The organism is Halorubrum saccharovorum DSM 1137, from assembly GCF_000337915.1.
GTDB classification, from domain to species: Archaea; Halobacteriota; Halobacteria; order Halobacteriales; family Haloferacaceae; genus Halorubrum; species Halorubrum saccharovorum.
Genome location: NZ_AOJE01000056.1, coordinates 1 through 26,775, shown reverse-complemented (window position 1 = coordinate 26,775; position 26,775 = coordinate 1). Strand labels below are relative to the sequence as shown.

General features: G+C 56.3%; 28 protein-coding genes. 9 read left to right on the top strand and 19 right to left on the bottom strand.

Annotation, left to right across the window (positions count from 1 at the left end):
- The first annotated feature begins 72 nt into the window (after positions 1 to 72).
- On the top strand, positions 73 to 1,026 hold the full coding sequence (locus tag C471_RS09580; protein ID WP_080505573.1) for an alpha-amylase family glycosyl hydrolase: 954 nt from the start codon (positions 73 to 75) through the stop codon (positions 1,024 to 1,026).
- A 139-nt stretch (positions 1,027 to 1,165) separates the two neighbouring features.
- On the opposite strand, the gene C471_RS16400 is transcribed toward C471_RS09580, so the two are convergent.
- Positions 1,166 to 1,543 (bottom strand): hypothetical protein, encoded by a 378-nt coding sequence (locus tag C471_RS16400; protein WP_004048556.1) that lies wholly within the window; start codon positions 1,541 to 1,543, stop codon positions 1,166 to 1,168.
- 263 nt (positions 1,544 to 1,806) lie between these two features.
- On the opposite strand from C471_RS16400, the gene C471_RS09575 reads away from it, so the two are divergent.
- Positions 1,807 to 2,130, top strand: a complete 324-nt coding sequence (locus C471_RS09575; protein WP_004048555.1) for a hypothetical protein — start codon at positions 1,807 to 1,809, stop codon at positions 2,128 to 2,130.
- Between the two features lie 834 nt (positions 2,131 to 2,964).
- Here the strand turns inward: C471_RS09575 and C471_RS09570 are convergent.
- Complete coding sequence (locus C471_RS09570; protein WP_004048554.1) at positions 2,965 to 4,434, bottom strand: orc1/cdc6 family replication initiation protein; 1,470 nt, start codon at positions 4,432 to 4,434, stop codon at positions 2,965 to 2,967.
- A 1,021-nt stretch (positions 4,435 to 5,455) separates the two neighbouring features.
- On the opposite strand from C471_RS09570, the gene C471_RS09565 reads away from it, so the two are divergent.
- Positions 5,456 to 6,844: a PD-(D/E)XK nuclease family protein gene (locus tag C471_RS09565; RefSeq protein WP_239638647.1), complete on the top strand. Its 1,389-nt coding sequence runs from the start codon at positions 5,456 to 5,458 to the stop codon at positions 6,842 to 6,844.
- Here C471_RS09565 and C471_RS16395 read toward each other — a convergent pair whose 3' ends face one another.
- Positions 6,845 to 7,141 (bottom strand): DUF3006 family protein, encoded by a 297-nt coding sequence (locus C471_RS16395; protein WP_004048552.1) that lies wholly within the window; start codon positions 7,139 to 7,141, stop codon positions 6,845 to 6,847.
- Positions 7,141 to 8,568 carry a lamin tail domain-containing protein gene (locus C471_RS09560; protein WP_080505572.1) on the bottom strand — a complete coding sequence of 476 codons (1,428 nt, stop codon included), beginning with the start codon at positions 8,566 to 8,568 and terminating at the stop codon, positions 7,141 to 7,143. Before C471_RS09560 ends, C471_RS16395 begins: the two co-directional genes overlap by 1 nt.
- Before the next feature lie 222 nt (positions 8,569 to 8,790).
- Here C471_RS09560 and C471_RS17040 point away from each other — a divergent pair, with 222 nt between their 5' ends.
- The 3 genes from C471_RS17040 to C471_RS09550 all read left to right on the top strand — a co-directional run bounded on the left by C471_RS17040 (position 8,791) and on the right by C471_RS09550 (position 10,509).
- Entirely contained in the window at positions 8,791 to 9,630 is an 840-nt protein-coding gene (locus C471_RS17040) for a hypothetical protein (RefSeq protein ID WP_152421869.1), read from the top strand.
- A gap of 100 nt (positions 9,631 to 9,730) precedes the next feature.
- Positions 9,731 to 10,162: a TRAM domain-containing protein gene (locus C471_RS16390; RefSeq protein WP_080505571.1), complete on the top strand. Its 432-nt coding sequence runs from the start codon at positions 9,731 to 9,733 to the stop codon at positions 10,160 to 10,162.
- Positions 10,163 to 10,221: 59 nt separating this feature from the next.
- Positions 10,222 to 10,509 carry a helix-turn-helix transcriptional regulator gene (locus C471_RS09550; protein ID WP_004048549.1) on the top strand — a complete coding sequence of 96 codons (288 nt, stop codon included), beginning with the start codon at positions 10,222 to 10,224 and terminating at the stop codon, positions 10,507 to 10,509.
- 222 nt (positions 10,510 to 10,731) lie between these two features.
- On the opposite strand, the gene C471_RS09545 is transcribed toward C471_RS09550, so the two are convergent.
- The 14 genes from C471_RS09545 to C471_RS09485 all read right to left on the bottom strand — a co-directional run bounded on the left by C471_RS09545 (position 10,732) and on the right by C471_RS09485 (position 22,972).
- Positions 10,732 to 12,897: a type B DNA-directed DNA polymerase gene (locus C471_RS09545; RefSeq protein WP_004048548.1), complete on the bottom strand. Its 2,166-nt coding sequence runs from the start codon at positions 12,895 to 12,897 to the stop codon at positions 10,732 to 10,734.
- Between the two features lie 238 nt (positions 12,898 to 13,135).
- Complete coding sequence (locus C471_RS09540; protein WP_004048547.1) at positions 13,136 to 14,476, bottom strand: IS200/IS605 family transposase; 1,341 nt, start codon at positions 14,474 to 14,476, stop codon at positions 13,136 to 13,138.
- A gap of 455 nt (positions 14,477 to 14,931) precedes the next feature.
- Positions 14,932 to 15,318: a hypothetical protein gene (locus tag C471_RS09535; protein ID WP_004048546.1), complete on the bottom strand. Its 387-nt coding sequence runs from the start codon at positions 15,316 to 15,318 to the stop codon at positions 14,932 to 14,934.
- A gap of 17 nt (positions 15,319 to 15,335) precedes the next feature.
- On the bottom strand, positions 15,336 to 15,752 hold the full coding sequence (locus tag C471_RS09530; RefSeq protein WP_004048545.1) for an HVO_A0114 family putative DNA-binding protein: 417 nt from the start codon (positions 15,750 to 15,752) through the stop codon (positions 15,336 to 15,338).
- Between the two features lie 33 nt (positions 15,753 to 15,785).
- Positions 15,786 to 16,103 carry a toxin-antitoxin system TumE family protein gene (locus C471_RS09525; RefSeq protein WP_004048544.1) on the bottom strand — a complete coding sequence of 106 codons (318 nt, stop codon included), beginning with the start codon at positions 16,101 to 16,103 and terminating at the stop codon, positions 15,786 to 15,788.
- 128 nt (positions 16,104 to 16,231) lie between these two features.
- Positions 16,232 to 16,879, bottom strand: coding sequence for a ribonuclease H-like domain-containing protein (locus C471_RS09520; protein WP_004048543.1), 648 nt, complete (start codon positions 16,877 to 16,879; stop codon positions 16,232 to 16,234).
- Positions 16,876 to 17,190: a hypothetical protein gene (locus C471_RS09515; protein ID WP_004048542.1), complete on the bottom strand. Its 315-nt coding sequence runs from the start codon at positions 17,188 to 17,190 to the stop codon at positions 16,876 to 16,878. The genes C471_RS09520 and C471_RS09515 overlap by 4 nt, the downstream gene beginning before the upstream one ends.
- A 2-nt stretch (positions 17,191 to 17,192) precedes the next feature.
- The gene (locus C471_RS09510) at positions 17,193 to 18,137 is read right to left on the bottom strand and encodes a hypothetical protein (RefSeq protein ID WP_193366118.1); all 945 of its coding nucleotides are present in this window, start codon (positions 18,135 to 18,137) and stop codon (positions 17,193 to 17,195) included.
- Between the two features lie 358 nt (positions 18,138 to 18,495).
- On the bottom strand, positions 18,496 to 19,182 hold the full coding sequence (locus C471_RS09505) for a hypothetical protein (protein WP_004048540.1): 687 nt from the start codon (positions 19,180 to 19,182) through the stop codon (positions 18,496 to 18,498).
- 4 nt (positions 19,183 to 19,186) lie between these two features.
- Entirely contained in the window at positions 19,187 to 19,861 is a 675-nt protein-coding gene (locus C471_RS09500; RefSeq protein WP_080505570.1) for a helix-turn-helix domain-containing protein, read from the bottom strand.
- A 276-nt stretch (positions 19,862 to 20,137) separates the two neighbouring features.
- A complete protein-coding gene (locus C471_RS18210; protein WP_275039940.1) occupies positions 20,138 to 20,260 on the bottom strand; it encodes a hypothetical protein in 123 nt (40 codons plus the stop codon).
- 87 nt (positions 20,261 to 20,347) lie between these two features.
- The gene (locus C471_RS09495; protein WP_004048538.1) at positions 20,348 to 21,376 is read right to left on the bottom strand and encodes a Cdc6/Cdc18 family protein; all 1,029 of its coding nucleotides are present in this window, start codon (positions 21,374 to 21,376) and stop codon (positions 20,348 to 20,350) included.
- A 324-nt stretch (positions 21,377 to 21,700) separates the two neighbouring features.
- Complete coding sequence (locus C471_RS09490; protein WP_049909214.1) at positions 21,701 to 22,498, bottom strand: alpha/beta fold hydrolase; 798 nt, start codon at positions 22,496 to 22,498, stop codon at positions 21,701 to 21,703.
- A 48-nt stretch (positions 22,499 to 22,546) separates the two neighbouring features.
- Complete coding sequence (locus tag C471_RS09485) at positions 22,547 to 22,972, bottom strand: DUF6884 domain-containing protein (RefSeq protein WP_004048536.1); 426 nt, start codon at positions 22,970 to 22,972, stop codon at positions 22,547 to 22,549.
- 120 nt (positions 22,973 to 23,092) lie between these two features.
- On the opposite strand from C471_RS09485, the gene C471_RS09480 reads away from it, so the two are divergent.
- A complete protein-coding gene (locus C471_RS09480) occupies positions 23,093 to 24,331 on the top strand; it encodes a hypothetical protein (RefSeq protein ID WP_004048535.1) in 1,239 nt (412 codons plus the stop codon).
- A gap of 126 nt (positions 24,332 to 24,457) precedes the next feature.
- Positions 24,458 to 24,964 (top strand): hypothetical protein, encoded by a 507-nt coding sequence (locus tag C471_RS16380; RefSeq protein ID WP_004048534.1) that lies wholly within the window; start codon positions 24,458 to 24,460, stop codon positions 24,962 to 24,964.
- Between the two features lie 169 nt (positions 24,965 to 25,133).
- Here C471_RS16380 and C471_RS17035 read toward each other — a convergent pair whose 3' ends face one another.
- Positions 25,134 to 26,093 carry a hypothetical protein gene (locus tag C471_RS17035; protein WP_152421868.1) on the bottom strand — a complete coding sequence of 320 codons (960 nt, stop codon included), beginning with the start codon at positions 26,091 to 26,093 and terminating at the stop codon, positions 25,134 to 25,136.
- A gap of 54 nt (positions 26,094 to 26,147) precedes the next feature.
- Here C471_RS17035 and C471_RS17030 point away from each other — a divergent pair, with 54 nt between their 5' ends.
- A complete protein-coding gene (locus tag C471_RS17030) occupies positions 26,148 to 26,765 on the top strand; it encodes a hypothetical protein (protein WP_152421867.1) in 618 nt (205 codons plus the stop codon).
- Positions 26,766 to 26,775 lie beyond the last annotated feature (10 nt).

The following is a 26,775-nucleotide window of genomic DNA, read 5'->3' as shown; positions in this document are numbered from 1 at the left end:
GTGAAATTAATCACCGCGATCGATTTACACTCTTCAGCGACCAGTCGTTTTAGACGAGAATATGTCTGAAGAATAGGATTTCAACAGAGCCATAGCTTTCCAATTCAATTCGAACCTCGTCCTTCCTACGATACCTTCGGTTTTGAGAGTTATATGCCTAAGCTCAATACGGAGAATCCGGAGGTCAAATCCTATCTCATCGAGACCGCAATTAACTGGATAGAACAGACTGGCATTGACGGGTGGCGACTAGATGTGGCAGATGAAGTCGACCATCAATTTTGGCGGGAGTTCCGGCAAGCGATTAAGAGTGTCAAACCGGAGGCATACATCATCGGTGAAGTCTGGCACGATGCTCGGCCCTGGTTACAGGGAGATCAGTTCGACGCCGTGATGAACTACCCGTTCTTGTACGCTGTTGATGGGTTTCTCGGCGAAGAGTCGATTGATGGCGAGACCTTCGCAAACAAGATCAACCGCTTCCTGATCCGTTATGCTGACCAAACTAATGAAGTTCTGTTCAACTTACTCGGTAGCCACGATATCGCTCGGATGCGACATCGGTACGACGGGAGTAACCGAACCGTCCAGATCGCAATGCTCCTATTGCTAACGTCTCGAGGGACCCCCTGCCTCTATTACGGTGACGAGATTGGCATGACTGGGGGTGATGACCCCGATTGTCGCCGGCCGATGATCTGGGATGATGAAAGTCAAGACAGAGCACTTCACCAAAACGTGTCCGAGCTGATCAAGCTCCGGGCGGACCATCGATCGCTTCGGCGCGGTTCGTTGACGTTCTGTCGTGAGCGGTCTGGCGACGATATTGTGGTGTATCGTCGTGTAGATGAAGGAGGTGAAGACGCAGTTACGGTGGCGGTCAACCGGGGCAAAACTCCTGTCAGCATTTCTGTGAAGGAAGACGAGACAGGAGCGCTCTGTTTCACCACCTCCTCCGATGTGGCTTCGACCGATAGTGCGGAATCAATCGATATCGCTGGATTGGCTGGGGCAGTTTGGGAGTAGGGGCTATGTTTAAATACTCAACTGTAACATGTTCTCAGCGTTCTGCGGAATACAGAGGGTGTAGTCAGAACGGGGACTGCGTTATTTTCTCAAAACGGATCCTGAATTATCCAATAGAACGTGCCTGCGAATTGACTACCTATCTGGCATTTTGGACGACGTGAACGATTGCGCCGGTGGCGGCGGCGGCGATGAAACAACCGAATCCATATATAAATGCGATCGAAAAGAACGGTCCCAACCCCTGTGCCAGTAACTCTGGACTCCCCGCCTCAATCGCGGCACGTACACTGCTACCGAATCCGAAAGCTCCTGCGAACACGACGGCAGTAAGTACGCCCGCTTTCGAACTCTCGATTACCGATTCCGCGATATCGGTACTTCTCCTGCCGATGGTCCCGCCTGCCACCGCTCCGCCAAGCGCCCACCCGTCCGGGCCGATGAGTACTCCTGCGATAATGCCAACTGCCGAACCGACGACTACACCCGCAATGACGGTTCTACTGAAAAATCGCATACTGCGACATATACTTGTTCTTTTTTAAAAATTATAGGGCCGACTTCATTACAGAATCGGATAGAAATACTAACTGGGGTGTAGTACTGAGCGATCTATGCTTCATCTGTGCTAATCGATGCGTGAGTCCCCTGTACTGAGCGATTCCAGTGTCGTGTAGGGAGTCCTCTACAACATCCTCGTACCCGTGGTGGTTCGATATCTGGTTAACCAACAAATCTATGATGGTACGCGCTTTGTTGGTTAACACGAGGCGATCGCTGATGTCCGACAAGCCACCGACGCCGCCGGCCGACCTCTCGACGGAGATGGTCGACACCCTCAACAGTTACACCCCCGAGCAGCTCGGGTACGTCGCACGCTACGCCGAGGCGTTGGCAGCGCACAAAGCTCGCGGCGGCCACGTTGACGACGCGCCGGATGACGACGAGGTCGACGAGCGGCCGGATGACCTTCCGGACGACGTCCCGTCGAAGGCCACAATCACGATCAAGGAGATCAACGATAACCGCTACTACTACTGGCAGTGGCGGGACGGGGAAAGGATCCGTTCACAATATAAAGGGCCAGTCAACCCGGACGAATAAGCAGACAGTACGTCCGGATATAGAGATTTCACACCCCGTGTGCTATTTGATTTTGGTCCACTTGGAACAGTGGTGACTACACATCTCTAGTCACGAGTGTATTCGCAGATAAGTGCTCACCACCCACCCCGTGTACAAAGTGTAAATATGCCATATTCCGGCGAGAGATTGCTACGAAGTTGATTTTGTGTTTTGAAGGAGACCTACAACTTGCGGGATGACACAGGTTTACCGGGGGCTCTGTATAGGCGACGAATTGAGTAACAAGTCGAGGTAGACATACTTGAAGGCCGCCGATTCTGCGTTACTTGTCAATAATGGGCCGTATCCGAATGCGATCTCCGGAACACATCGATAGAGGGGTGTCGACAAGACCTGATTGTCATGAACACGTCGATAGGGAGTCTGAGCAAGCGGGTGGCTGTCGGTCGCTTCGGGCAACAAGCCTGGAGAGATCGGATTAGCGTCCGGTATGTATCCACCGAAAATATTCGTTTCGACGGCTCTAGCAATGAATCACACATCGATAGAGGGGTGTACACGATTGCGAGTGGGAACGCATTAATTGGCCTCAAATAGGAGACTTAAACAACACTTGTGATCCGATAACAGATCGACAATACACATCGATAGAGGGGTGTACGAAAACGAATAGAAAACAGCCAGTTGGAGGATAGGTGGTATCGTGATAGCCGACACAGCGAACACATCGATAGAGGGGTGTGCGGAACCGAATGGAAAGCAGTCATAAAGGTGGGTGGTGAGACGCCTGAAGACTACCCATCGAAAAAAGCATGAAGAGACCAGCCAGCTTCGAGATGGCTGGAACCCCTACTACGTCTGGTTCCGGATCTGGGCTTTAACGACGGAGGTGACCTCGTCCTCGGAGACAGCCTCAATACGCGAATCTTCCCGAAGCGTCTCGAGAATCGTCTCTGGTCGTTCTCCAAACTGGAACTCGAGGAACATCCCGGAGCTGGGGCCATGACTCCGTCGTTCGAAGTCGACCAGCGAATAGGTCGTGAGCTCTTTCATCTTATTCACGTACGTTTCCTGGTGGTACTGATCAGCACCAATGGCGTCAGTCAGATACTGATAGACTTGATACCCGGTCGTGCTCCGAGCAGACCCACCATCGGTTTGAGACGCGACTGCTGCGGTCGCATATAGACAGAGCTTCTTCTGTGTGCTAATTCCGCGAACAACCTCTAACACCCGGTTTTTCTCGACTTTCTCCTGGGCGGTGCGGACGTGTTTTTCGCGAACACGCGTGTCCCCTTCACGCTCGGCGAGCTCACCAGCAACACGCATGAGGTCGATCGCCTTCCGGGCGTCCCCGTGCGTTTGCGCAGCGAACGCCGCTGCGAGTGGGATTACATCGTCATCGACGACATCATCATTGAACGCATCTTGTCGGCGTCGAAGAATTGCTTGGAGTTGATTTGCGTCGTAATCATCGAAATGGACGTCTTCGGGCGTGAACGAGCTGACAGCGCGGCTGCCCACAGACTCCATCATTTTCGTGTCGTTCGAGATCGCAACGACCGAAATGTACGCGTTGAGGTCATCGTTTGTGCCAGCCCGAGACAGCTGGTACAAGAGCCGTGAATACGCGGGTTCCTGTTTATCACGCCGACCAACGAGCATATCCAGTTCGTCGAGCACAAACACGACGGAATCGAAGTGGTCGTTGACGATGCGATACAGCTCATCCCATTTCTCTTTCGTCGCGACGCCGTGTTTGGGAACCTCCACGGCGACGCCTGCCTCCTCAGCAGCTTGCTGAACGAGTTCATAGACAGCAATTCCGAGCGTATCCAGATCCTGGCAATTCACCTCGACGGTACCGAACTGAATATCTCGGTCCTCACAGATACGACTAATATTATGACAGACAGCCTTCGTGATCAGGGATTTCCCCGTTCCGGACGGGCCATAGAGAAACAAATTCGGCGGTCGGTTGTCTCCAAGCGCAACCCGAAGCATCTTGGTGATTTCTTGGAGCTGCTCATCACGACCCACAATGCGGTCCTCCTCAACGACATAATTGGGATCAAGCAGCGACCGCTCACGAATCAGTCCTTTCTGATTGTCGAACTCGAGGAGCATGTCTTCGATTGATTGCGAGGGCTCCTCGGAGTCGGTCTCCTCCTCGGACTGTGGCTCGCTGTTGGGGTCGTGCGATGCTGTCGACTGTTGCGATGGCTCCGACTGTGACGCACCCGACAGCTCAGCTTGAGCCGTCGTCTCATCCTCCGGCGATCCCGGCTCGTCTGATGAATCGTCGGAGTCGTCGATACCCATACGACAATTGATATTGCCCTATCTGAAAAAGGTTCCCCACCTCTATCGATGTGTGATTCGACGTGTGAAACCACGAGAAGCCAGATTTATCCCGAGAGGCTTCTGAGAACGGGAAATCAACGATAACCGGTGACGATGTGTTATCCAGCAGCCGCTCGAACACACACACCCCTCTATCGAAGTGTTCGAAGAGATCGTCGGGAGGGGGGTACCGGCGGAATTGTCTGAGCGATATCGGAGAGAACGTGCTTGTATTCGCTCAACACGACGAAAAGCCGTTCTACTCGTCTGCTATCTGTTCGTTTAGAGCGAGCGGTTCTCTTCTCTTCTCTTATTCTATTAACACAAACACACACACCCCTCTATCGATGTGTTCGATGTGTTTTGCGAGCCGTTGATTGTGTCGTTTCAATTCGGCCAGAATAGATAACATCTCGACAGTCGATAACAGCACGTAAAGCGGCTCTATCCTCCAAATCGTGGCAGAACCAGCGGCATTAACTAAAATCACTGCTCAAATCTCTATCGCTCACTCAGATAGAACACATCGATAGAGGGGTGTGTGTCTGACCGGGTGGAGACACTCGACGAATATCTCATCGGCCATCGGACAATGACCCATCTGTCCTCTATCCGGTTAGCGGATAGATTGACCAACGTATTTCAAGATCGGATATTAATTCGGGTGCTGAAAGCCAACGAGAGACGACGCCAGCAAGAATTGGAATCCGCGCTGGAACACATCGATAGAGGGGTGTCCCTTTACCGACCTATCGAACCTCGACGACTCCAATCACTACGAGACAATACGCTGAGAGGACAGATGTTAACCAACAGATCCGGTTGTCTTCCCCAGTTTGTTGGTTAAGATCTGTGGGACAATACCTGTGTTTTCGCGTGTCGTATGAATCCGGACCCGCGGTTGAGGGGCCGTCGAAAACCGACGTCCAACCGGTAGCAAACGGTACCAGCGCGAACGGGACACAATTAACATCCAAGCCACTGATGTCGTTCAGTAGCCGTGCCCCACGACGACCGACCAGGTCTGGCAGCGGATCTCCAAACCCTCGACCGCACGTGGCGATCAATCATCTCTAGCCCTGCTGAGCCGCGCTCAACGATGAACGTTATCGAGTACGGGCTTGGAGATCAGCGGCGCGCTGAGGTATACGTGAATCGGCTCATGCGGTACCTTTTGGATCCAACTGAGCCGCACGGAATGGGGACCGACTTCCTCGCGGCGTTCCTTCAGGAGCTACCGGACACGGCCGAGTTCGATGAGGATACGCTCGATCTATCAGACGTACGGGTCACAGAACAAGTTCCAATCAAGGATGAAAGCGATCCAGACGCATCCATCGGGTACGCTGACCTCGTGCTTGACATCCCGAACGAGTGGTTTCTCCTCGTCGAGTTGAAGTTCTCGGCGGAAGAAACTGGGACGGAATTCTACAGTCAAGCGACGCATGTTGATGACGTCGCTGTCGACGGGTATGCGTCGGGCCAGTACTACCTTTTCATCCATCAACACGATCGCCCCCAAGCCAGCAGCGACACGTTCGCAAACCAAAGTTGGCGGTCATTCGTGCGGGAGGTACTCGATCCGTTCATCACCGAGAACGCACTCCGGTACCCACAACGAACTACGACGCAGCTTCACGACCTTCGAGACGATCTCCAGTCCATCACAAACATGACCACCCGCTCAGCCGCAGACGAAGAGAAGATCGCACTGTATCTTGAACATATAGACGCAATCGAAGACGTCCAAGCCGCGTTCGACGATGCGTGGGAGTCGTACGCGACAAGCTGGGGGCGCGACGTCGCCCAGGTGTTGGAAACTACTGAAGATGCGATCACCCGGTTAGAGGGAGAGCACTTCCCGGAAGTTCGTGTCGCCCGGACTGACTGCGATGACGAGCGGTGGATCTTCCGAGCGAACGGCGGCGACTGGCAACACGTGTTCAAGCACGGCTGGTACAAACATGAGACATCGCTTGAGAATCTCGCAGATCGCGCAGACGGTAGCAACGACCTCCGTATTGGATTCTACCACCGGATGGAACGGAACCGAGATCTCGCAACCCGAGATCATACGTTGAAATTCAATTTCCGAAATATGGGGTCGAATCCGACCGCGTTTCGTGATATCTACGCGGAGCTGTTCTACGATCACCAGAGCGAATTTGAAGCATTGCTAGCGGATACAGAGGGCCTCGTGACGGGCAATAAACTGACGCTGATCGAAGCGACCTACGACATCCCGGTCGATAGCCACGAGAACTATTTTGCTGCCTACACCGCTGCCCTCCATGAGGCCTTCGTTGACCTCATCTGTACCGAACCGGAGTTAATCCAACTGATGGGAGCGACCTTCGAGCGGGCCGTTTCGGAGTACCAGTCTCCCTGATTACGTATCGTCATCGGCTGGCGGACGATTCGATAATCGATCGAATCGGCTTTGAGCGGTCTCAGCGCGTTCCGCTGTCCGCTCTGGTTCGTATTCCATGGAACTGACAGACCCCTCGCGTATCACTACCTCCAAAATCGCATCAGCATGCTGCCCAGCCGAAGGCAGTTCGTCTGGATTGATGACCGCATTTCCTACCTCGTCACCATCCTGTTCGAAGAACACCGTCGCGAGCCCATCTTCAATCGAATCAACAACCGCGATGTACTCGCCATCCGGGAGGTCAATCGTGGTCATTAGTAGCTCTCCTCCAGCACTCGGTCGCCCTCGGTTGTAGTTACGATCACCGTATCACCGTCATTATTCCAGATTGGCGACCCCGACCCCCAGTACAACTCGCTGTCGGTTGCGGTGCCGCTCCCCGTGTACAACGTCACCGTCTCATCAGGCCCCAGCGTGAACCCATCTGGGATCGTGTACGTGTGGTCGGCGTCGTCTGCGACGGTCCAGCCTGACAGATCAAGCGTTTCAGAGCCGGTATTCTCGAAGACGACGTATTCATCGTTGAGGTTGTCACCATCTCGGCCTTCAGCGTCCGCGTTGATCGCTGCGACAGCGAGCGCACTGGTGTTGGAATCTGCGTCAGAATCAGACCCGGAATTGGTCTCTTCTGGCTCCCCACCAGCGTCGATCTCGCCAGTGCCCTCACCACCGATCCGAACGCGTTCAGTGACGTCTCCCGATGTCCCGGGCTCGACGGCACCGCCATCGCGAATGTCGAGCGGATCGGTCGGGGCTGCCTGTTGCGTCTGAACGGAGACGGCCTCGCCATCGCTCACCAGCACGATATTCCCATGTGTGGCGGTCCAGTACGTGAGGATTGAACGCTCCGACAGCCGCTGGAGGACGTCCTCGTTCGGGTGACCGTACTGTGAGTCGTACGCACTTGAGATGACCACAGCCGCTGGCTGAACAGCATCAAGGAATGCCCCACTCGAAGAGCTGGCCGAGCCGTGGTGGCCCGCTTTGAGAACCGTCGATTCGAGTTGGCTTCCGTACGTGTCGACGAGGTACTCTTCCTGGTCGTCTTCGGCATCTCCCGAGAGGAGAAAACTTGTCTCGCCGTGGGTGAGTTTGAGGACGATGCTGTTCTCGTTGCGGGCTTCGTTTTCGAGATACGGTTCTGGTGGACCTAAGACGTCGACGTCAACACTTCCGAAATCAACCGAGTCACCTTCTCGGGTTTCGTACAGCGTCACGTCGTGGGTCTCGATTGCGTCGAGGTACTCGGCATAGGTCTGTGTGCTGGCTGCGATCCCGGGATCGTAGACGGCGCCGATACCGTCGTCGTCCGTCTCGTAGTAGTCGATGATCGCGGCGTTACCGCCGATGTGGTCGGCGTCGTTGTGGGAGGTAACGAGATGATCGATTCGTGTGATATCGTGGGCTTGGAGATACTCCAAGACGTATTCACCGTCATCGTTGTAGTGGCCAGTATCGACGAGCATCGTCTCGCCCTCGGGCCCCACAATGAGCGTACTTACTGACTGCTCGACGTTGATGTAGTGGACTTCGAGCGTTCCGTTCGCAGGCGTGGCTGTCGACTCATTTCCGGTATCCGGAGTACCTACGGACGGGTCGCCGGGAACCGCTCCTGAACAGCCCGCAAGGAGAACGATCCCGACGATAATGAGGAGTCGACCGCGACTCCCGATTGAACTCATAGTAGACAACTCTTTTCTAGCAATAAATCCCTCTGGGTCAGCTGTGTGGTCGGTAGTTGGTGAGCAGGTCACAATTATGACAGGCCGTTTGTGATCGATCCCGACGCTCAGCGGACATTACTCAGCGGTGTTCGATATTGCGTCACTACCGATGTTCCAGTCCAATAAAATACAGTAGTCTCTTGAATAACCCACTACGAATCAGATAACTGAGTAGCGATGATGGGGTCGGTTACACAGCTCTCAGCCTCCCAACAACAAATCCGGTTCGCTGATGCGGTTCTCCTTCTTGTTGTCCCGAGCTTTCTTTTCGGCATCTATGCTTGGCTCCCTGCTGGGGTATCCTCGCGGCTGGTGTTTACCTACGGAGATCCAACACTAACCACTGTTTGGACGGCGGCGGCGATTCACGATAGCCCCGCGCATCTTACCTCAAATCTGGGTTGGTACGGGCTTGTGGTCGGCGCAGCCTACCTGGTATACGTCACGTGGGGACGACGTCGACTGTTCTGGCTGCTGTATGGAGCGCTTCTTGTTGTCGCCCCACTCACGACTGTCGCTACCGACTATTGGCTCCTGTATCAGCGGTGGGGGCTTGTTGGCCCTGACTCGATTGCGTTCGGATTCTCCGGCGTTGTGAGCGCATTCGGTGGGCTACTCGTTGTCGGGCTGTTCGGAGTGATTGCTGAGTGGTACACGTGGCCGATGTCGGCCGCCACGACCGTCGCGTTTGTCACTAGTGGGGTGGGTGTCGCACTCTACCAATCTCCCCTCTTAGCGAAGCCAAGCACCGTAGTACCGGTTGCTGGTATACTGGTCGCGATCGGATTCGTCTCACTCAGATGGTGGGATCGAGAGATCACAGTTCGCCGCTGGCTATCGGCTCATCGGCCCGCGATCGTACTTGCCGGAACCTGCGGTGTCATCATCAGCGCACTTGTCGCCGGGATGTTTTCCATTGAACCGGCCTCGGGTGGACGATTTCCAAACGTCATTGCCCACGGGACCGGCTTCGTGACCGGCGTCTGTGTTGCCGGAGGGGGACTGCTATCGCTGTCGTAACGTGACGCGTCGATGCTGCGGGTACATTCATCTCATCCCGAATTAAAGCCGGCTGGAGATACACTTACTTGCCATTGACCGCTCATACGAACCGCATCCAATGGTCGAAATCCCCGACTCGCTTCAATTGCTGTACACTGGTCAGCTCGAAGAACGAAACGGGTCGTATCTGATCGAGGTCCCCGCCAGCGCGGTTAATCAAGGCACGCTCGATATCGGCGACTCGTACCGAATAGCGGTTCTCCGCTCCAACACCACCGCTGAACCGAATCCACACGAAGAGCCATCCCAATCGCAGGACGCCCCAACTGCTGCCCCCTCAGCACCCTCTGTTGATGAGGGAGAGATTCGGGAGGTTACCGTCGAGTCTGTTGGCGACCAAGGAGACGGGATCGCGAAAGTCGAACGTGGCTACGTCGTCATCGTCCCTGACGCGCTCCCAGGCGATGAACCAACGGTTCAAATTGACCAAGTACAGGAAAATGTCGCATTTGCGAGTATCGTGGAGGATGATCGGACACTGGTCTCGTAACCGAACTACGACGTTCTGGAACACGTAGTATTTCAAGTCTCGACAAATTACCCGCATCTATGTACGACCTCACCGGCTTTCAGCGCGACCTGCTGTACTTGGTCGACGGGCTCAACGACCCCCACGGGCTCGCGATCAAAGATGAGCTCGAAGAATACTACGAACAAGAGATCCATCACGGGCGGCTCTATCCGAATCTCGACACCCTCGTTGAGAAAGGACTCATCGAAAAAAGCCAACGCGATAAGCGGACCAACGAGTACACTACCACTCGGCGCGGGACTAGAGAAATCGAAGCCCGCGTTGAGTGGGAAGACCAGTACATCAATCGCGACACAGCGGATTGACCGCCCCAGCTGATTCGATAGCGATCCCAGAGCGGTACACAACCCCCTCAATCACGTGGGATAGTCGACTTCGCTCGGTTAGTGTCCGTTTGCGAGATTGAGCTACACGCTTGGGAGCGATGTGGCCAGATCGCTCTGTTTTCCGACTCGTGTCTGGTCGATATCGTGTCATGATTATCGCTGTTAACCAACAGTCCCCCCTCCGAACGGCTCTTCTGTTGGTTAATTCTTCGCCGGGTTCGTGTACGCCGACAACTCTGGGACCCGCGTCTCCGCGATCTCGCGTCGAATCTCCGTCCGATCCCAGCCAAGCGGTGCCAGCACACTCTCGACCGCTCTGACGAGTTCCGTCTCGTAGTACGACGCATCGTACGACGCTATCTCCTCATGGGCCAACGCGACTCGCTCTCGCGAACTCTTCTCGTCGTCGACGACCACGTACTCGATGTCCTGTCCCGGGTGGATAGCGAGGTCCTGCTCGCGAGCCCGTTTCAACGCGGCCACGTTCTGGGTGTTCTGTGAGTAGCCCTCCAGCGGTTTGGAGACCCGATTCCGTTCGACGAGCTGCTCAACCGGCACTGTTCCAGCGTGGAGGCGCTTGATCGCGTCCTGAAGACAGTCGAGGACGGCGTCCGGTGACCGTGTGGCATCGAGCCGATCAAGACAATCCCGCTGGACGGCCTCGATGAACGGCGGGGTCGAGCGCTGCCGGGCTTCGATGCCCCTGATCTTGAACTCGTCGTCGCCGGCGACCTTCCCGAAGTGCTTCGTCAACGCCCCGGCGTCGCTCTCGCGCTGCGGCACGAACGCCACCCAGTCGTAGTGGGCTTCGTGTTCGAGCCGGATCTCGATCTCTTCCGTGATTGCCGTCGCGAGCGTCTCGAGGTTCTCGCGGTCCTCGTCGTCGACGTCGAGGTCAGGGGTCACCCAGATGGAGTCGACGATGCCGTGGACGACCCGCCAGCCGCCAGCTTCCAGTCGCTGTTTCGCCGTCAGCAGAATTTCGCGAGCGAACGCGTTGATCGCCTCGTGGCACTCGATGCGGCCGAATTTCGCGTTGCTGAACCCCTGATAGCCGAAGCAGGCGACGAGGATCCACTTCAGCGCTCCCGACCGTCCCTCGAGTTCCGCCAGTCGGTCCTCGTCGGGGTCGTCCCGTTCCTTCTCGCGACGGATGGCCGCCTTGATCTCGTCGCGCGCGTCGATGATCGGCTGTAGCACGTCGACGAGGTAGCCCCGGTCCTCGCAGATCGAGTATCCGAGGCCGGGGACGTCGTCGCGGTCGCTGTGGCAGTCACACCGGATGACGTCCGGCGAGACGTTCCGGGTACAGATGATGTTCGGGTACAACGAGGAGAAGTCGAGTTCGTGGACGTTCTCGTGGAGGCCGACCTCGGGTGCGAAGATGAAGCCACCGCGGTCGGCGTCGTGGAGCGTCCCCATCGGCTTGTAGAACTCGTGACGCCAGGAGTTCCATGGCACGAGGATGTCGCGGTCGTGGGCCTCGCAGATCTGGATCGCCGTGAGCACGTTCCCGATCGACGCCCACGCAAGTTCCTGGACAGGCTTCTTTGAGCGCGATACGAGGTCGAGGACGCCGTCGAGGTTCGTCTCTCCGTAGAAGAACGTGTTCGACTCGTCGATAATCGCCCGGCCGGGCACGTTGTACCGCGCCGGCGAGTGGCCGACGCGACCGTAGCTCGAGTACGTCGACCGGCTCGCAAGCTGCTGGTAGTCGACATCTGACCACCGACTCAGCGAGAAGTCGTCGACGCCGGCGTCCGTCGCCATCTCGTACAGGGTCGGGACGATCTCGCTCGTCGAGCAGACCAAGACGTCCGGATCGTGCGCGTCGAGCGCCCCCTGGACGGCGGTCAGGAGATCCGTCGGCGAGCCGGTGACGGTGTCGCCGGCGACGGTCAACTCTCCGTAGACGTCGTTGCTCGTTTCGGTCACCGGGAGGCTAAGACGGAGCGTCGACAGCTCGTTCGCCGGCGTCGGATCGGCGCCTGTCTCCAGACAGTATCGGAACTCTCGCGAGAAGTCGACGTTGAAACAGGCGAGATCCCCGACTGGATAGTCCGACAGCTGGCGTGCCTGCCGGGCGAGTGGGGTGACGCGGTCGATGTGGGCGACGTCGACGGCGAGAACGGCCTCCTCGTCTCGTCGAAAGCCGGGGCGTCGCGCATCCATCTCGGTCGCGACGACATCCGGGTGCTGGTCGTACACCGATTGGAGTGTCGTGAGGTCGAGGTCGGCCGCTGGGTCGCGAGGGGCGACGTAGAATCGCGGTGTGTAGTTATCTCGTTCTGTTGCGACGGCACCGTCGACGGTCGCCTCCCACTCCAGGACGTGACCGTCGCTTAGGAAGTCGATTGTGAACGGCATTCCCTACAGAACCAACAGTGGGGTTCCGGATAATCGATGGCGTGTCACTTCCGGATTTCAGGGAACGATGGTCTCTCTCGCAACTATCCCGGTCACGGCGACGACGGATGCTCGTCGTACACCGACTGGAGGATCGTAAGGTCGAGGCCGGCCTCTAGGGGTGAGGGAAGACGTAGAAGCGTGGAGTTTGACATCCTCCGCGCCTTCTGGGACGCGGTTTCCTCTGTGGAGTTTTCGGCTATGCCGATTCCCTGAGGGCAATATTCCCGTGGTGAACGGTACTCGGGTCTGTGCGCTGTTCGTTGGGACTTTCGTGAGAGCGTGGTGACTCCGACCAGGTGTGGTCGTCCCACTGGAACCGCACGGGCCGTGCCATCGGCCTGACCGTCTGTTTTGTGTGCCGTTCGAGAAACGTCTCTGACGCGGTTAGGTCGGCGTGCCCCTGGAACCCACACAGACAGGTGAGCGTGTCTTGATGCCGCGTCGTTCGGTCAGTCGATCCACACCGTGGACATTCCTGACTCGTCCACGCTTCCGAGCGAACCTCGACCGAAATCCCGTATTCCGCTGCGGTACACGCTAATCGCTCTGTGAACTTCTTGAACGCCCAGAAGTTGTGGGTCTTGGCGTTGGTTTCGACCGACCAGTGTGTGTCCAGCACGTCGGTCAACCCGCCGATATACACCGTGTCCACGCCCGCGGCGTACAGTCGGTCCAACAGGTCACGACACAGTGCTTCTTGAGCGTGGTCGCGGCGGCGGGTGCGTTTCCGGTACAGTCGCCGGATACGCTCGCTACTGTATCGGCCTTCCGGGAGCTTGGATTGCAACCGGGCAATCTCTCGTGTCGTCTCACGGAACCGCTGGAACAATTCGCGGCCTTTGTACAGGTATTGCTCGCCGGTCGTGGTGGTACAGGCGACGAGATTGTTCGCACCGATGTCCAGAGCGGCCGTTTCATCGGCCAGTGGAGTTGCCCGTGCACTATCAGACACAGTCACGGGTTGGGAAGCTCGGAAGGTGCTTTCAGTCTCGTCGTACCATAGGTCCAACCGGCCCTGTTTTTCGTAGTCGGGCCAATTCGGGTTGCCAGCGATTTCGAGCCGGAGGCGGCCGGTGTAATCGTATCGATCCTTCAGCTCGCTGCCGACCAGAATCTCAAGCCGAGACCGATCGCCCCACTCAGTCGTGTATGCGTCGTTACGAATGACGGTTCTGAGTTGGCGTCCGTCGTCCTCGTTGCCACGGAATCCCGGCGGGTTGGGGTGTTCCGTAACCGACGTGTTCGACTCGTCGTGGTACTGGTCTTTCAGATGCAAGAAACTGCGCCACGCTTCGCTGTTTTTGCGTATCACCTGTTGAGCTGTAGACGCCCCGAGCACGCCTTTGTATCGACCTTCGAGTCGGCCGGTATCGGCGTCCCATATGCCGCCTTCGAAGCCGTCCTCGTCGTTGTACCGCATAAGACGTTGGTAGTTAACTTCGTTCCAGAGAGCGGCAGAAGCGTCCAACAGGTCCCGTAACAGTTGCTCTCCGGTCTCGGAGAGCGGTCGCACGGCGAACGTGTTGGTGCGCTTCATCTACCACCTATTGATCTGTTCCGTCGAAACGTAAACACTGTCCAGCCAGAGTGAAAGTAAAACTGGAGTCGCCACGTTGGAGACTTCTGACCGGAAGGAATACAGCAGTATCTCAGCAGATTGGCCGCGATTCCCGTCTACCCTCTTCAGACATCGGTTCGAGAGGAGACGGCGTGTCGCTTCTGAGCTCAGCAAATCGATTCGAAAAGCGTTCTCAACGCCATATTCTGGCTTATAGTCCTTGTCGTTGGCTTCCGGAATGATTTCCGGAATCAGTGAGCCGACGTTAACCAACGTATTCGGAGATACGCACCGAATGTTGGTTAAGGCGTAGCAGTGACATCAACGGTCGCCGCGGATACGCAGCGAAAGCCGCTTTTCCTTGACAAACCCCTTCGCTTCCTTATTGACGACACACCCGCCACAATTTGACCACATACCGCGAGTCCCTGTCGTTAGACGCTATCAGATGATTCAGACGAACTCGAGGCGCTCCATTCAGCAACCTCGCCGTCGTAGAAGGTATCATCGCTTGGGAGATCGTCCTTGAGTTCGGGGATGGCGAAGGTCTGGTCAATCGACGCTCGGAGGAGTTTCAACCGCGTCGCTTCTTCACGGCCGAGAATCGTTTCGACGGTATCGTAGTCGGTGCGGCCGTCGTAGTAGGCGTTGCTCAATCGCCGGCGGAACGTTTCCTCGGTTGCGAGTTCGTCGAGTTTGTTCTCTAGAGCGTCGATGAGAAGCTGGGTTCGTGAGATATCGAGAACCTCAGCGACCGTATCGATGTGTTCGACGAGAGAATTCGGAGCGTCGAACTCGACCCGGGTTTTCTCTTCGGACATTGGTCTGCGTGCTGGGGCTACGCGCTCACCGATGCTTCATCCCCATCGATGTCGTTGATGAGCGGGTAGTCGATGTGCATCTCGATCCGGTCGAACGGGACAATGGGTTGCATTGCCCCGCCGGGGCCGCCTTCTTTCAGTTCAAGAATCCCCAGCGTTTCCAAGTGCTTCAGATCCGAATGGACGTCGGACACATCACGGTCGACGAGGCGTGCGGCCTCCCGCATACTTTCGGGTGCGTGTTCGGCGATCGCCTGAATGAGTTCGAGACGGAGCGGGGTGAGGCTGTCGACGAGATCGTCGTAGGTTCCGAACTGGAGTGTCGCCGCCCCGTCTTGGTCGTCGAGCGTGTCTGTCTCGGCGGCGTGGACGAACTGGAGTGCGTCCTCACGGACCTGTTCTCGGTCGCCAACGGTGATGTGGAGCGTGGTCATTTTTCGAGTGTCGTGGTGGCGGGTGGTGTGCGGTCAGTACGGTCGCGGCGGATCGCCGCCGACGGCCTCCCAGTACTCGTCTGCGCTCGCCCAGAAGTCGACGAGTAGTTCCTCCATCCCGGGGAACGTGACGTCGTCGACGTCGCCAGCAGCGGTGTGGTGTTCGTGCCCCTTCGTATCTTCGTGGGCGTTATCGAACCGGACGAGCGTGAGGTCTTCGAGGGTGCCCAGATGGAGCGTGTACTTCCAGCCCGAAGGGTAGGTCTCACTCGACTCAGTCGGCCGGAGTACGACGTTCTCGACGAGACCAGCTTCGACGTGTGTGTACTGGAAGACCGGCTCTTGGGCCATCCCTTACGTGTTGGGAAGACGCCCAACACCATAAGACCAGCGGAGGTTCGTTGATACGCTACTGACCAACGGGACGGAGACTAGCTGCCCTATCGTCACAGAGCTCTGGAATCGGAGAAATATCCTGTTCACGCGACTGGATCGAGTGACCGCATCGTGAAATGAGATTTCGAGCAGTATCGCTCTGCTAGCCGCATCAAGGACCGTGTCCGCCGGATATCCGCGACGTTGTGGCGTACGAGCGACTCGAAGTCCTCCGTTTCCCACGCTTCAACTGCTTCCTTGCTGTCTGCGAACGGATCGAGTTCGGTTAATCCACTCCCGATGAGTTCCTCGTAGACGGCGGTTAAGGTGTCTCCCGACGTGTTGAACCGTGTCTCGAAAACATCCATCGCGTCGATGTACGGTAGTCCAGTGAACGGCCAGTCGATCTCGTGGTAACAGAGCCGTGTGCGGAGGAACGGGAGATCGAACCCGCCGTTCCATCGTTCGCCATTGTACGCGACCAGTTTCGCATCCCGATTCGCGAGTGTCGATTCGACAAATGCACTCATCTCGCACAGCAAGGCCCGTTCAGTCTGCTGGACCGATAGCGAGACTGAGCTCGCCAATTCTTCGTTGACCCGTGCTTCGAGATTTGACGGCGGTGTTCGCCCGTTCGTATTGAGGAAGATCCGGGAGCCAACGTCCGTGTCGAATCCGACGACAGTCAGCTGGTCGTCGACGTCAAAGCCAGTTGTCTCGATATCGAACGCAACGGTGTCGAGTTCCGTCATTCCGTGTCTCCATCTTGGTGGTGCTCCCGCTCGTGGCTCACTTCCCGTTGTTTGAGTGCCCGTTCGAGCTCCTCGAGGCGTTCTTCGTGGTCGTCGAGACGGCCCTCCTGTTCGAGATCGATGCTGAGAAGCGCCGGCAGCAGCGGATTTTGGTGGTTCAACAGCCCGCTCGCGTCGGCGTGCTCGCGGACGTACTCGAACAGCCGGTCGAACCGAGGCTGGTCGCGACGCCGCAGTGCCCGGCGGAACTCTGCCCACCGCTCTTCGATGGCCCGGAGCGCATCCCGGTACGTCGGGTTTGTGCGCCCCATCGCTATCGGCCTCCTGTCCCGGTCGCCGTCCACGCATCGAGCAGAGGATCCGCGGTTGCCGCAACCGTCTCACCGTCAGCGGTGACGCCCGTCCCGACACCTTCCGGAGTCGGCGTCGACGGCGCCGGCGTCGTCGGTTCCACGCCGACCTGCGTGGCGCGTGCCGCGAGCAGCTGCCGCCAGTACGCGAACGTCGTCTGGTAGTACGCACCGTCATCGACGGGATAGACGAGCGTCTCGAAGTCTTCGCCGACGACCCGGGGTCCCATCCGAGTTTGCTCGCACTCGATGTGATGGTCGGCGACCGTCGCGACCGGCTCGGTGAATTCGTTTCGTTCGTTTCGCGTAACGAGCACCGGGATGTCGTATCCTTCGGCGTAGGTCGCCAACTGGGCGAGAGTTCGAGCCTGAAGGGTTTCCGCGTGGGTTTCGCCGAGGGTATCGTCGGCGCGGTACTGGGCGTCGATGGCCGGCGCGACGATGAGGGCGGGTGTGTGGGGCGACGTGTCCTCGTCGTGACCTGGTGGCCGTTGACCGGCCGCCCCGGCATCGGTGGTGGACATCTGGATCGACTTGTTCACTGCCGTCGGGAGATCACAGACGGCGCCGTAGTGCTGGTAGGCGGTAAATCCGCGTGCGACGTGGATTCGGTTGAGCAACCGTTGACTGGGCGCGATCTGAGCGAGTGTCGTCGTCGTCGCGTGGCCGTTTGCGTCGACCCAGAAGGCGGGCCCGTCGTGCAGGAGGAGATGGTCGAGCACAAGCGACTGCAGGATCGGGACGCTGCGGCCTCCCTCGACGTCGAGCAGCGTGATGCCGTCGTCGAGCTGCGGCAACAACATCTCGTCCGTAGCCGGATCGGCTTGGTCAGCAAGGGACCGATTGCGGTCTGCGCCCCGTGTCGGCTGGTCCACCGCCAATCGGTTCGACGTTGAGTGTTCTCCCATACTCCACTAGAGGTCTATGCTCCCGATAAGCCGCGGCGTGGCGCTTCCGCGTTTCAGGGAAGGGCCGAGACAGATGGTAGCCTGCCCTCAGTCGTCGTATTTCTGTGGACGATTGACTGTTTCCGAGAACGTTTCCAGCGACCGAATTCAGCCGGCGGTAAATACTTAACCAACAAAATGGTGTTCCGTATTGTCTGTTGGTTAATCTCTCACGCTCTTATGTAGAAACGCGGACAGAGGTCGTTTACTTGTACCCTACAGCGAATTGAGTACGCTAACTGGGATTCAGATCGCCAGACGACAGCAGGTGTTCAAAATGTCAAATCGTCTTTCCGCAGCTCTACACAAGAACGATCTCTCACAGTTGATCTCGCTGCTTGGACAGAAAGGAAACGAGCTCGTCAACCGCATCTACTGGCAGCTCTTCTTGTCGAAAGACACCTTTGAACGAGTCTTCGAACCCATCCTCTTCGAGTTGATCCAAGATCATCTCGATCTGTCTATCGAGCTTCTCTGGGTCGCCCCGATGGACGTGTCGCTCGATGCGGTCGAAATCCGCACGCAAGCTAATCACGACGAGGTCACGGGTATCGGCCTTTCGCCCGCTGTGGAGTTTCATCGCGAACAGAAGGGCCGGTTCCGGGATTCGCCCGTCGAGATCTTCGGCGACGTCAAGTGATTCAATCGTACTGTGTTCGTGAAGATAGCGGTATGACCACTCTGCGTCCGTCTGTCGACACCCCATCGCATCTACGAGTGCCTCGAACTTGACGGCGTTCGCTCCGACTTCCTTTGTGTACTGAATCATTCGCCCGTTGTACTCGTTCGAGACATCCTGCTCGAACTGTTTCTCGTATCCGAGGTCACGAAGAAGTGTATCGTAGTCGTCGAGTGCAGTATCTGGAATTACGGTGTCGATATCGGTCGTGAACCGTGTTTGGAACGCGGACACTGCCCAACCGCCAACGAGAACGTACGGCAGATCGGCGTCCTGTACCGCGCGGTGGGGGTCGATAAGTTCGGATTGTCGCTCGGGAAGACTCATTCCATTATCTCTGTTCGTTCGCACTTATGGCACTGTGATGTGACGCATCGATGTCCCTGTCGTACTCGTCGGCGATGATCTCCAAGGCGGGCTCGTACGCTGGCCGATTCTCCATCATCTGGTCGATGGCGTCGTCCAACGGGATGACGAGGTTGCCGTCGACCCACTCGGCGTCGATGTCGTTAGTCTTCGGGAACAACACGTAGTGGACGTTCCCGTTGACCTCGCTGGCGTCCGGACGTTCGTTGATCGTCGTGTCGACGCCAAACTGCTGGAAGAACGCAATCCAACGTTCGATGTCACGGTCGTGAACTTCGATGAACACCGGATAGTCGTCGTGGCTCCGTGCGATCTGGTAGCCGCCATGCGTCCAGACGTACGCAGCGTCAATCTCCGTGTACGCGAACTCCATCCCGGCGAAATGTGGGATAACGTACGCGTCTTCCTGAGAGATGGTATCGCGACTGTACAACGCAGCCATCATCTCGGCGTACTGCTGGCGCATCTCGTGGTCGGCGATCTGGATTCCGTTATCGGTTTTAGCGATAATTTCTGCGTCATCTAATCGCTCAATCCAGTCGTACACCCACGAGTACGAGACGTCGATCTTGCTCGCGATACGATTGATAGAATCGCCACGCTGAGCTGCTAAGACAATCTTCGCAGCTGTGGGGTCCATTAATTCGATCATTGTTACATGGCTTCTTCTCTGTCTGGCCGGGCTCGTTCGTAGTTATCTCTATAGCGATATCAATATATAGGACTTCCGCCCAGCCGGCTAGGTGTGGGGGCTACCTACTCGACCGCGTCACGGTCACTACTTCGGTGACGCAGTAGCCGAATTGGCGAGCGAACACTCTCGATCCCGGATGGTACCTTCTGCCCTGAGGAGATCTTCGAGATGCTCACGCTCGGTCTTGTCCAATTGTGCCTTCCGCTGAGAGAGAATCACTTACTACTCGATCTGGGCTTCGTACTCGTCCCAAAGCGTGTCGATGTCTGTGCCGGTCTCCGCAGAGATATGGCGCAGCAGTTGTGCCTTGTTCTCGAACCGACGGAGTTGGCCCTTTGCGCTCATAGTTAGACATAATCGCTCCTGTAGAAATAAAGCATGGAGGTGTATTTTCCCGCTCAACAAACCACGACCTATCAGTTCTTTAGCCAACTACTCAGCGAGTGTGGGAGATGGTTGGTCGATGGCTGTGTATTCCCGATCTCGGCTGGATCCGTCTGCTTCGAGGAGGTTGTATTGAGTCATCTTTGACAGATACGCCCGAACGGTACGCTTCGTCCGCGGATCGTCGACCGCCTCAGTATAGCGGTCGTGGATCTCGCTGGGTCCAAGCGGGCCGTGGTCGCGAACAATATCGTACACGACCCGCTGGTGCGGTGTGAGCGAGTCGAGGCTCTTCTGGTTGATTTGGGCCCGAGCATCTTCAGCGGCGTCTAGGAGGATGTCGTTAGTGATATCCTCGTGATTTTCCCGATCAGCCGTGCTGGCTGCGCTGCGAAGCATCCCGATCGCAAGACGAGCATCGCCAGCGGCGGCATCAGCGATCTGAAAGAGCTGGTCGTCGGTAATGACGCCGTTCTCAAGCCCCCACTTCGTTCGAGCACTCAGGATGTCGTAGAGTTGCTCGTTGTGGTACTTGTCCATCCGGACGTGCTCGCTGGAGCGCAGCCGACTCACAAGGCGGTCGTCGACGCGGCTGAACAGCTCTTCTTCTTTGTTCGCGATACAGATCACCGCGAACTGCTCCATGCTGTGGAGGTCGTAGATGAGGCTCGGGTCTCCGAGTTGATCGACCTCGTCGAGGATGACGACGGTTCGAGGGCCGTCGTACTGTTGGAGCCGATCAATGAGCTCGTCGTGGGGTGTCGACTGGCGATGGATGTCTATCGTCGCGCCGATATCGTCGAGGATCTGGTACAGCGTTCGGAAGCGGCTGTAGTTTCGCCAGCAATTCACGTAGGTGGCCTCGACGTCGAGCACTTCCTCACGGAGCCGTTCGGTGACGAACTTCGAGACACAGGTTTTACCGACACCGCTCGGGCCGGTGACGATGGCCGTGTCAGCCGGCTCGCCGTTCGTGATCGGTTCGAGAACGCTCGAGATGTGGTTGACTTCGGCGTCGCGATGCTCGACTTCTCGAGGGACGAACCCGGCGCGGAGGACGCGAGCATCACGGATCATTTGGTTCTGATAGTCCAATTTCCGGTCAGGTTATAAAAACCTCACCGGGCCAGTTCCAGAAAGCTCCCCATCGCCGTTGTATTGCTTCTTCTATAGTGTCGCTGTCTCTCGATTCTGATTGTTGAAACGCTCCGTTTCCGGAAACGTCCAAAAACTCACTCGGCTCTCTCTAGCCCGGCGTCTTCACCATCAATCTTGATGATATCACCGTTGCCAACATCCAGCGCGTTACGAAGCTTCTCGAGATGGTCATCTGCCTCCTCGCGGATCTCCTTCGCGGTGGTGAGATCAACCTCTCCATCTTCGAGTGTCTCGGCGGTCTCTTCAACAGCGTGCTGTGATGAACGACGAAAGGACGTGGTTGAACCGTTCAGGCTCCTCTAAGAAGGGGCAATGACCACTATTGGTGAAGCGCTCAAGCTCGGCGTCAGGTGTATTGTCGGCAACGTATTCGACACCACCATTCTCTAGCATCGTTTCATCTTCACCAAGACACACGAGGGTAGGAACATCCACGTCGGGAACCACTTCCCGGTAGTCGCGTACTGATTGGTCGAAAAGAATCGCGCTCGTGATCGGTGGTGGGACTCGTGTGATCTCATCGAAGAGCGTCTGTTCGACAGTATTCGGTTCATCCACGAGCATCTCGTCAATGAGGGACCACGCCAGCTCGTGTGGGTTGGTTTGTGCGAGCTCCATGAGTCCACGAAGTTCATCAAAGCCGAACACACCGTGCTCGTAATTCTCCTGTTCAAGATCGAGTGGCTGTTGTTCGACACTTACGAAGCCGCGGAATCGGTCTGTCCCAAACTGACGAACGTATTCCCATGCCACGAGCGACCCCATCGACCACCCGACCAGAATAACATCAGAAAGGCCCTGTGCGTCAAGGAACGTCTCCAGGTCACGAGCATACTGGGGCAGCGTATGGCCGGTTTCGGTTTTCTCGGAGCGACCGTGGCCTCTGAAATCGAGGGTGATAACCTGATACTCGTCGCTGAGCGATTTCTGTTCACTGAAGAATCGGCTACTCATCAACACTCCGTGGAGGAAAACAACCGGTACTCCGTCTCCATCTGATTCGTAGTACAACTCAGCCCCGTTGACCGATTCTGTTGGCATATTGGCAGACGTGTCTAATGGTTGTTAGCTGTTATGACGGCGACGTGTTCAGATACGATCGTTGTACCACGCGAGCGTTTCACCGAACTGTAACCCATCCGTCGGCACCGAGAATTCAACACTCGTCTCGGAGAGTAGCGGTGTGAGTTCTTCATGATAATCTCGTCCGGCATGGAAGACGAGCCGATTCCCGTCACCAAGCAGGCCTTCTTCGCGTAATTGCTCAAACACGGTTTCTGCCCACTCTCGTTTTGTGTCCACAAACGCACCGCTCAGCGTCTCATCATACGGTTCGATCGGGTCTCCGTCGGGATTGAGCAAATGGTGCTTCGCAGAGAGGACATACCACGCATCGTGATTCGCTTCAACGTACTGCCGAGCCTTCCTGAAGAACGCCGACTCAAGATACAGATCCTTTGGTTTCGCTGCCTCCTCACGCTTACTCTTTGTACAGCTGACGAGCCCGACTTCCATACGTGGCGGTTGTGTTGTCGATCCCATAATCGTATTCGATGAGGTGTATGCGAGTACGCTGTAGATACCGAGTGTCCCGATCCCCCCAACTATATCATCTAACCGTCAGTGAACAGGATAATGGCAGTCACGCTCGCTGAGCCAACGGTGCTCGCTGCCGCGAAAGACACACTGTATCCCGATATTGATACGAGCCCGGATCAGTACGCGGTCACGGAGACGCAGTTCACCCAATCCACGTGGGGCGGCTGGACCATTCCGCAGGCGCTTCGAGACCGGCTTGCACCGTACAACACGCTCCGACTCAGCGCTGGTGAACCCGACTTACTCGGCGTCGGGATGCCAGCGACTGAAGTGCTGAACGCTGACGCGGCCACGACACCCGTCACGGTGATCGAAGCGAAAGGTCACAACGCTGACCCGGCTGCTGCCGATGTTGCTCGCGGCATCAACCAGGCGCACGCTCATCTTCCTGAAGTCAACCTTGGGTACGTCGCTGCGCCGACTCCCAGTGTCACCGATACGGCGCGCGCACAAGCCCGGAATCTCAACGTCGGCGTCATTGCTGTCGACGATTCGGAATCTGCCCGTATCGTCGAGCCTGCTCGGGTTACTGGGGCCGGTGAGTTTTCAACGACAATCGACGCGGTGCGACTCCAAGCATCCACGCACCAGCTCACCGACGGGAGCTTTCCGGTAAACCATCCGAAAAACTACCTGGGGTACGCGCTGGCACTTGCTGCCGACGGCGATACTGACGCGGTGTACGCTGAAAATGTCATCAACGCCATTTCTGGTGGGCGACGTGGGGCGATTCTGTTGAACCTCGTCGACGATCAGCCCAACGGGGACTCACTCACACACCTCGGTGCTGAAGTCGTCCGCTTCGCTCGCGATCAGCACGGTAGTGTCACGGCTGCGCTCGCCGAGTTCGACACGTGGACTGGTAGTCGAACACGGTTCACTGAGCTCGCTCTACGATGGGCACAGCTTGCACGCTCTGTCGCCATCCAGTACGAGCCGACGCGACTCATCATCACTGCCCTCGAACGACTCCACGGAAACGGGGTCTCTGAGCCGACGCTTGCCGATGTCGCTCTGGAAGCCACGCGCATTAATCAGCCACTCGCCGTTGAGGTGTTCTTCACACAACATCGTCGTGATGCTGTCCTCACCGCTGACGGAGAGATTGCTGAATCAGAGCTTGCTGACCCCACCGTGTATAAATCTGGCATCCACTTCCAGTTCAAGTATCAGCTCTACCATCTTGGCATCCTCACTACTGGTGGCACAGACGACAAGGACGCTGTGTTGAGCAACACGTGGCGTTTGGAGCATGCTATCGGTCTCTCTCGGTAACTGCCTCCCAGTAAGTGTCTTCAGACGTTGATCTTGGCACCTTCGGCAACCGGACTCCAGCAACGCTGCGACGTTCTCACCCCGCTACGATAGTTATAAGATAGATTCGCGTCCTCTGGGATTCAGATGACATTCTGCGCCGATTGTGGTGTGTTACTCGCACCAGGTAATGCCGAGGAATGCTGTGATAACTGCGCTCCGGACGGTGCTCCAACCGTTTCTCGTGAGAAGGGAGATCTAGTATCGTCGCTTGAGGGGCTTCAGTCAACAAAAAGCGGTCATATACTGAAGAAAGATGCGGTGAAGTGGCTCAACTCTCTCGACAAGCCCAATCAAGTGGAACTGAAGAGATCAGTTCTTCCGAAGCCGGCGGGGTTCGAAGGCAGCACTCACGAGACCGATATCTCGAACATTCGAATCTCCGGCGATGCGAGATTCGTCGAAACGTTCGCGGGGCTGATGACGTGTCTCCTTGATTTTGAGGACGACGAGACGCGTGTTGAGCTTAATCTGAGTCGAACCAAAGTCCGAGATACTAAGCATACACTGGAAACTACGCTCTCTATCTGTCGGTTGCTGAGCGGGGGAGTTGACCGGTTAATACATTCGCCTCACAGTAGGCTGTTGCTGTAAAGAGAGTCGTGGCTACGATTCGCCTCCTCGTCGTCGACGTGATAATTGATGCCTCTACTTTACTCGACTCATCCAGCGAACAGATGGCCCTGAGATCGATCTTGGATCAACTTGTGTAATCTGGCTATCGTCATCTAATTCTATGACATACTCTTTGGCTAGATCTAACCTATCGAGGAATCAGATTACGTGCTTCAAAGAAGGTGTTAAGAGCTGCATTGACCGCCGACTGTCGCTTATCTTCAGAAACAGATTCACCACTAGCATTAAGCAACTGAGCAACTCCGTCCTGCCGAAGGCTGAACAATTCGCTATACTGGTCGAGCGTCAAACCCATCGTGGACAACTGATAGGTCCCACCTGTCCCTGAAATGTCGGGAAGGAGCACATCTTGAGCGTCAGCCAGATTGGCCTGTGCGTCATCGAAGCGTGACTGTTCGTAGGCCCGAACGCCGGCCTCAATGGTAGTGGCCGAATCCAAATACGATTGCTGGGCTCGAATGTACCTATCAAATATCTCTCGCTGGGTACGGAGAGAGTCCAGAACCGCCTGCTGGTCTGGAACAAGTGTTCGACCCTCTGATGTGACTTCGCTTTGAGCGTTCTCAGCTTCCGCCAGGTGCCCTATGGACTGTTTGAAAGAATTAGTGTCTAGTTTGGAGGCTGGGTCATGTTCGATCCCCCCGGTATGTCTGAGTACTTCCAGCTCGGAGTCACCAACCGAAATATAGAGAGAATCCGCGGCAGCCAACGATGTCAGAAGTGTGCTGTAGTACGCAGTTGCGGTACGAAGGACGCTGATTCGCTGCTTGATCTCCGGGTCATCCGGGAAGTCGTCGCTGAGAATCGTATTAACTGCGCTAATGGCTGCTTCGACTTCGTCTTGAAGATTCCAGCTGGACTGTGGATCTCCGATATCTGCCTCATTGAGAGTGGTAGCTATCGCAACGAACCGTGTCTCAGCGGTTGTGAGCCGATCCTCTGGGGTCGGTTCTGTTTCCCTGTCCTGCCCAAGTAATAGTGACCCACCACCGATCGCAGCACCCCCGAACAGGAGCCGACGTCGCGTAATCTGCTCACGAACATCTTCCGCCTCTATGTCTTCAAAAAACCTATTTAGATTATCCATTACCTGCTCTACCTGTCTATAATACTTAAATTCTTCCGGCGCAACAACCGAGCTATGGCAGAACCAGATTCGGAACGACTGTCTGAGATACAGTCCAAAGTCCAATCTGGGCTGCGGGTACACGCACGCGGTCAGCGACGTGTCCAGTCAGTCCAACTTGCTGATGATCTCTCTACAGTCTACGAGGAACTTGATGACGCAGCGATCCCGACTGAAGGTGAGGTTGATGATGTGAGTGCCTTTTTCAGTACAACCGATCGAGGCCTTCAGCGAACGCGAAAAGCCGTTGAAGTCGTCGAAGACAGTCTTGATATCGGACTCGGACACAGCAAGCTTGCCCGACTGGCGATGACAGGAGTCCAATTGAGTTCTGGGGTTGCCTTGGTGATTGCGACGCACAATCTCTTGATTAGTGCGAACAATCTGGATCTGGCACGTGCTTCGGTTGAATCAATTCAGGATATTGCTGCTGCTCGGTTTCACGACTTCTATCGGGCGATTGGATTGTTTGTTGCGGAGGCCATCCTGTTCACGACGCCATTCAACTATCAGATTGCGTGGCGAGGGACACGGTATCTGAATAATCGATTTCTGGCTCTGTTGAAATCCTCTTCTTCAGACATATTCTTCGCAGGAACAGATGGTTACAAAGATCCGTACTCATCTAGATAGTTGACCGCCA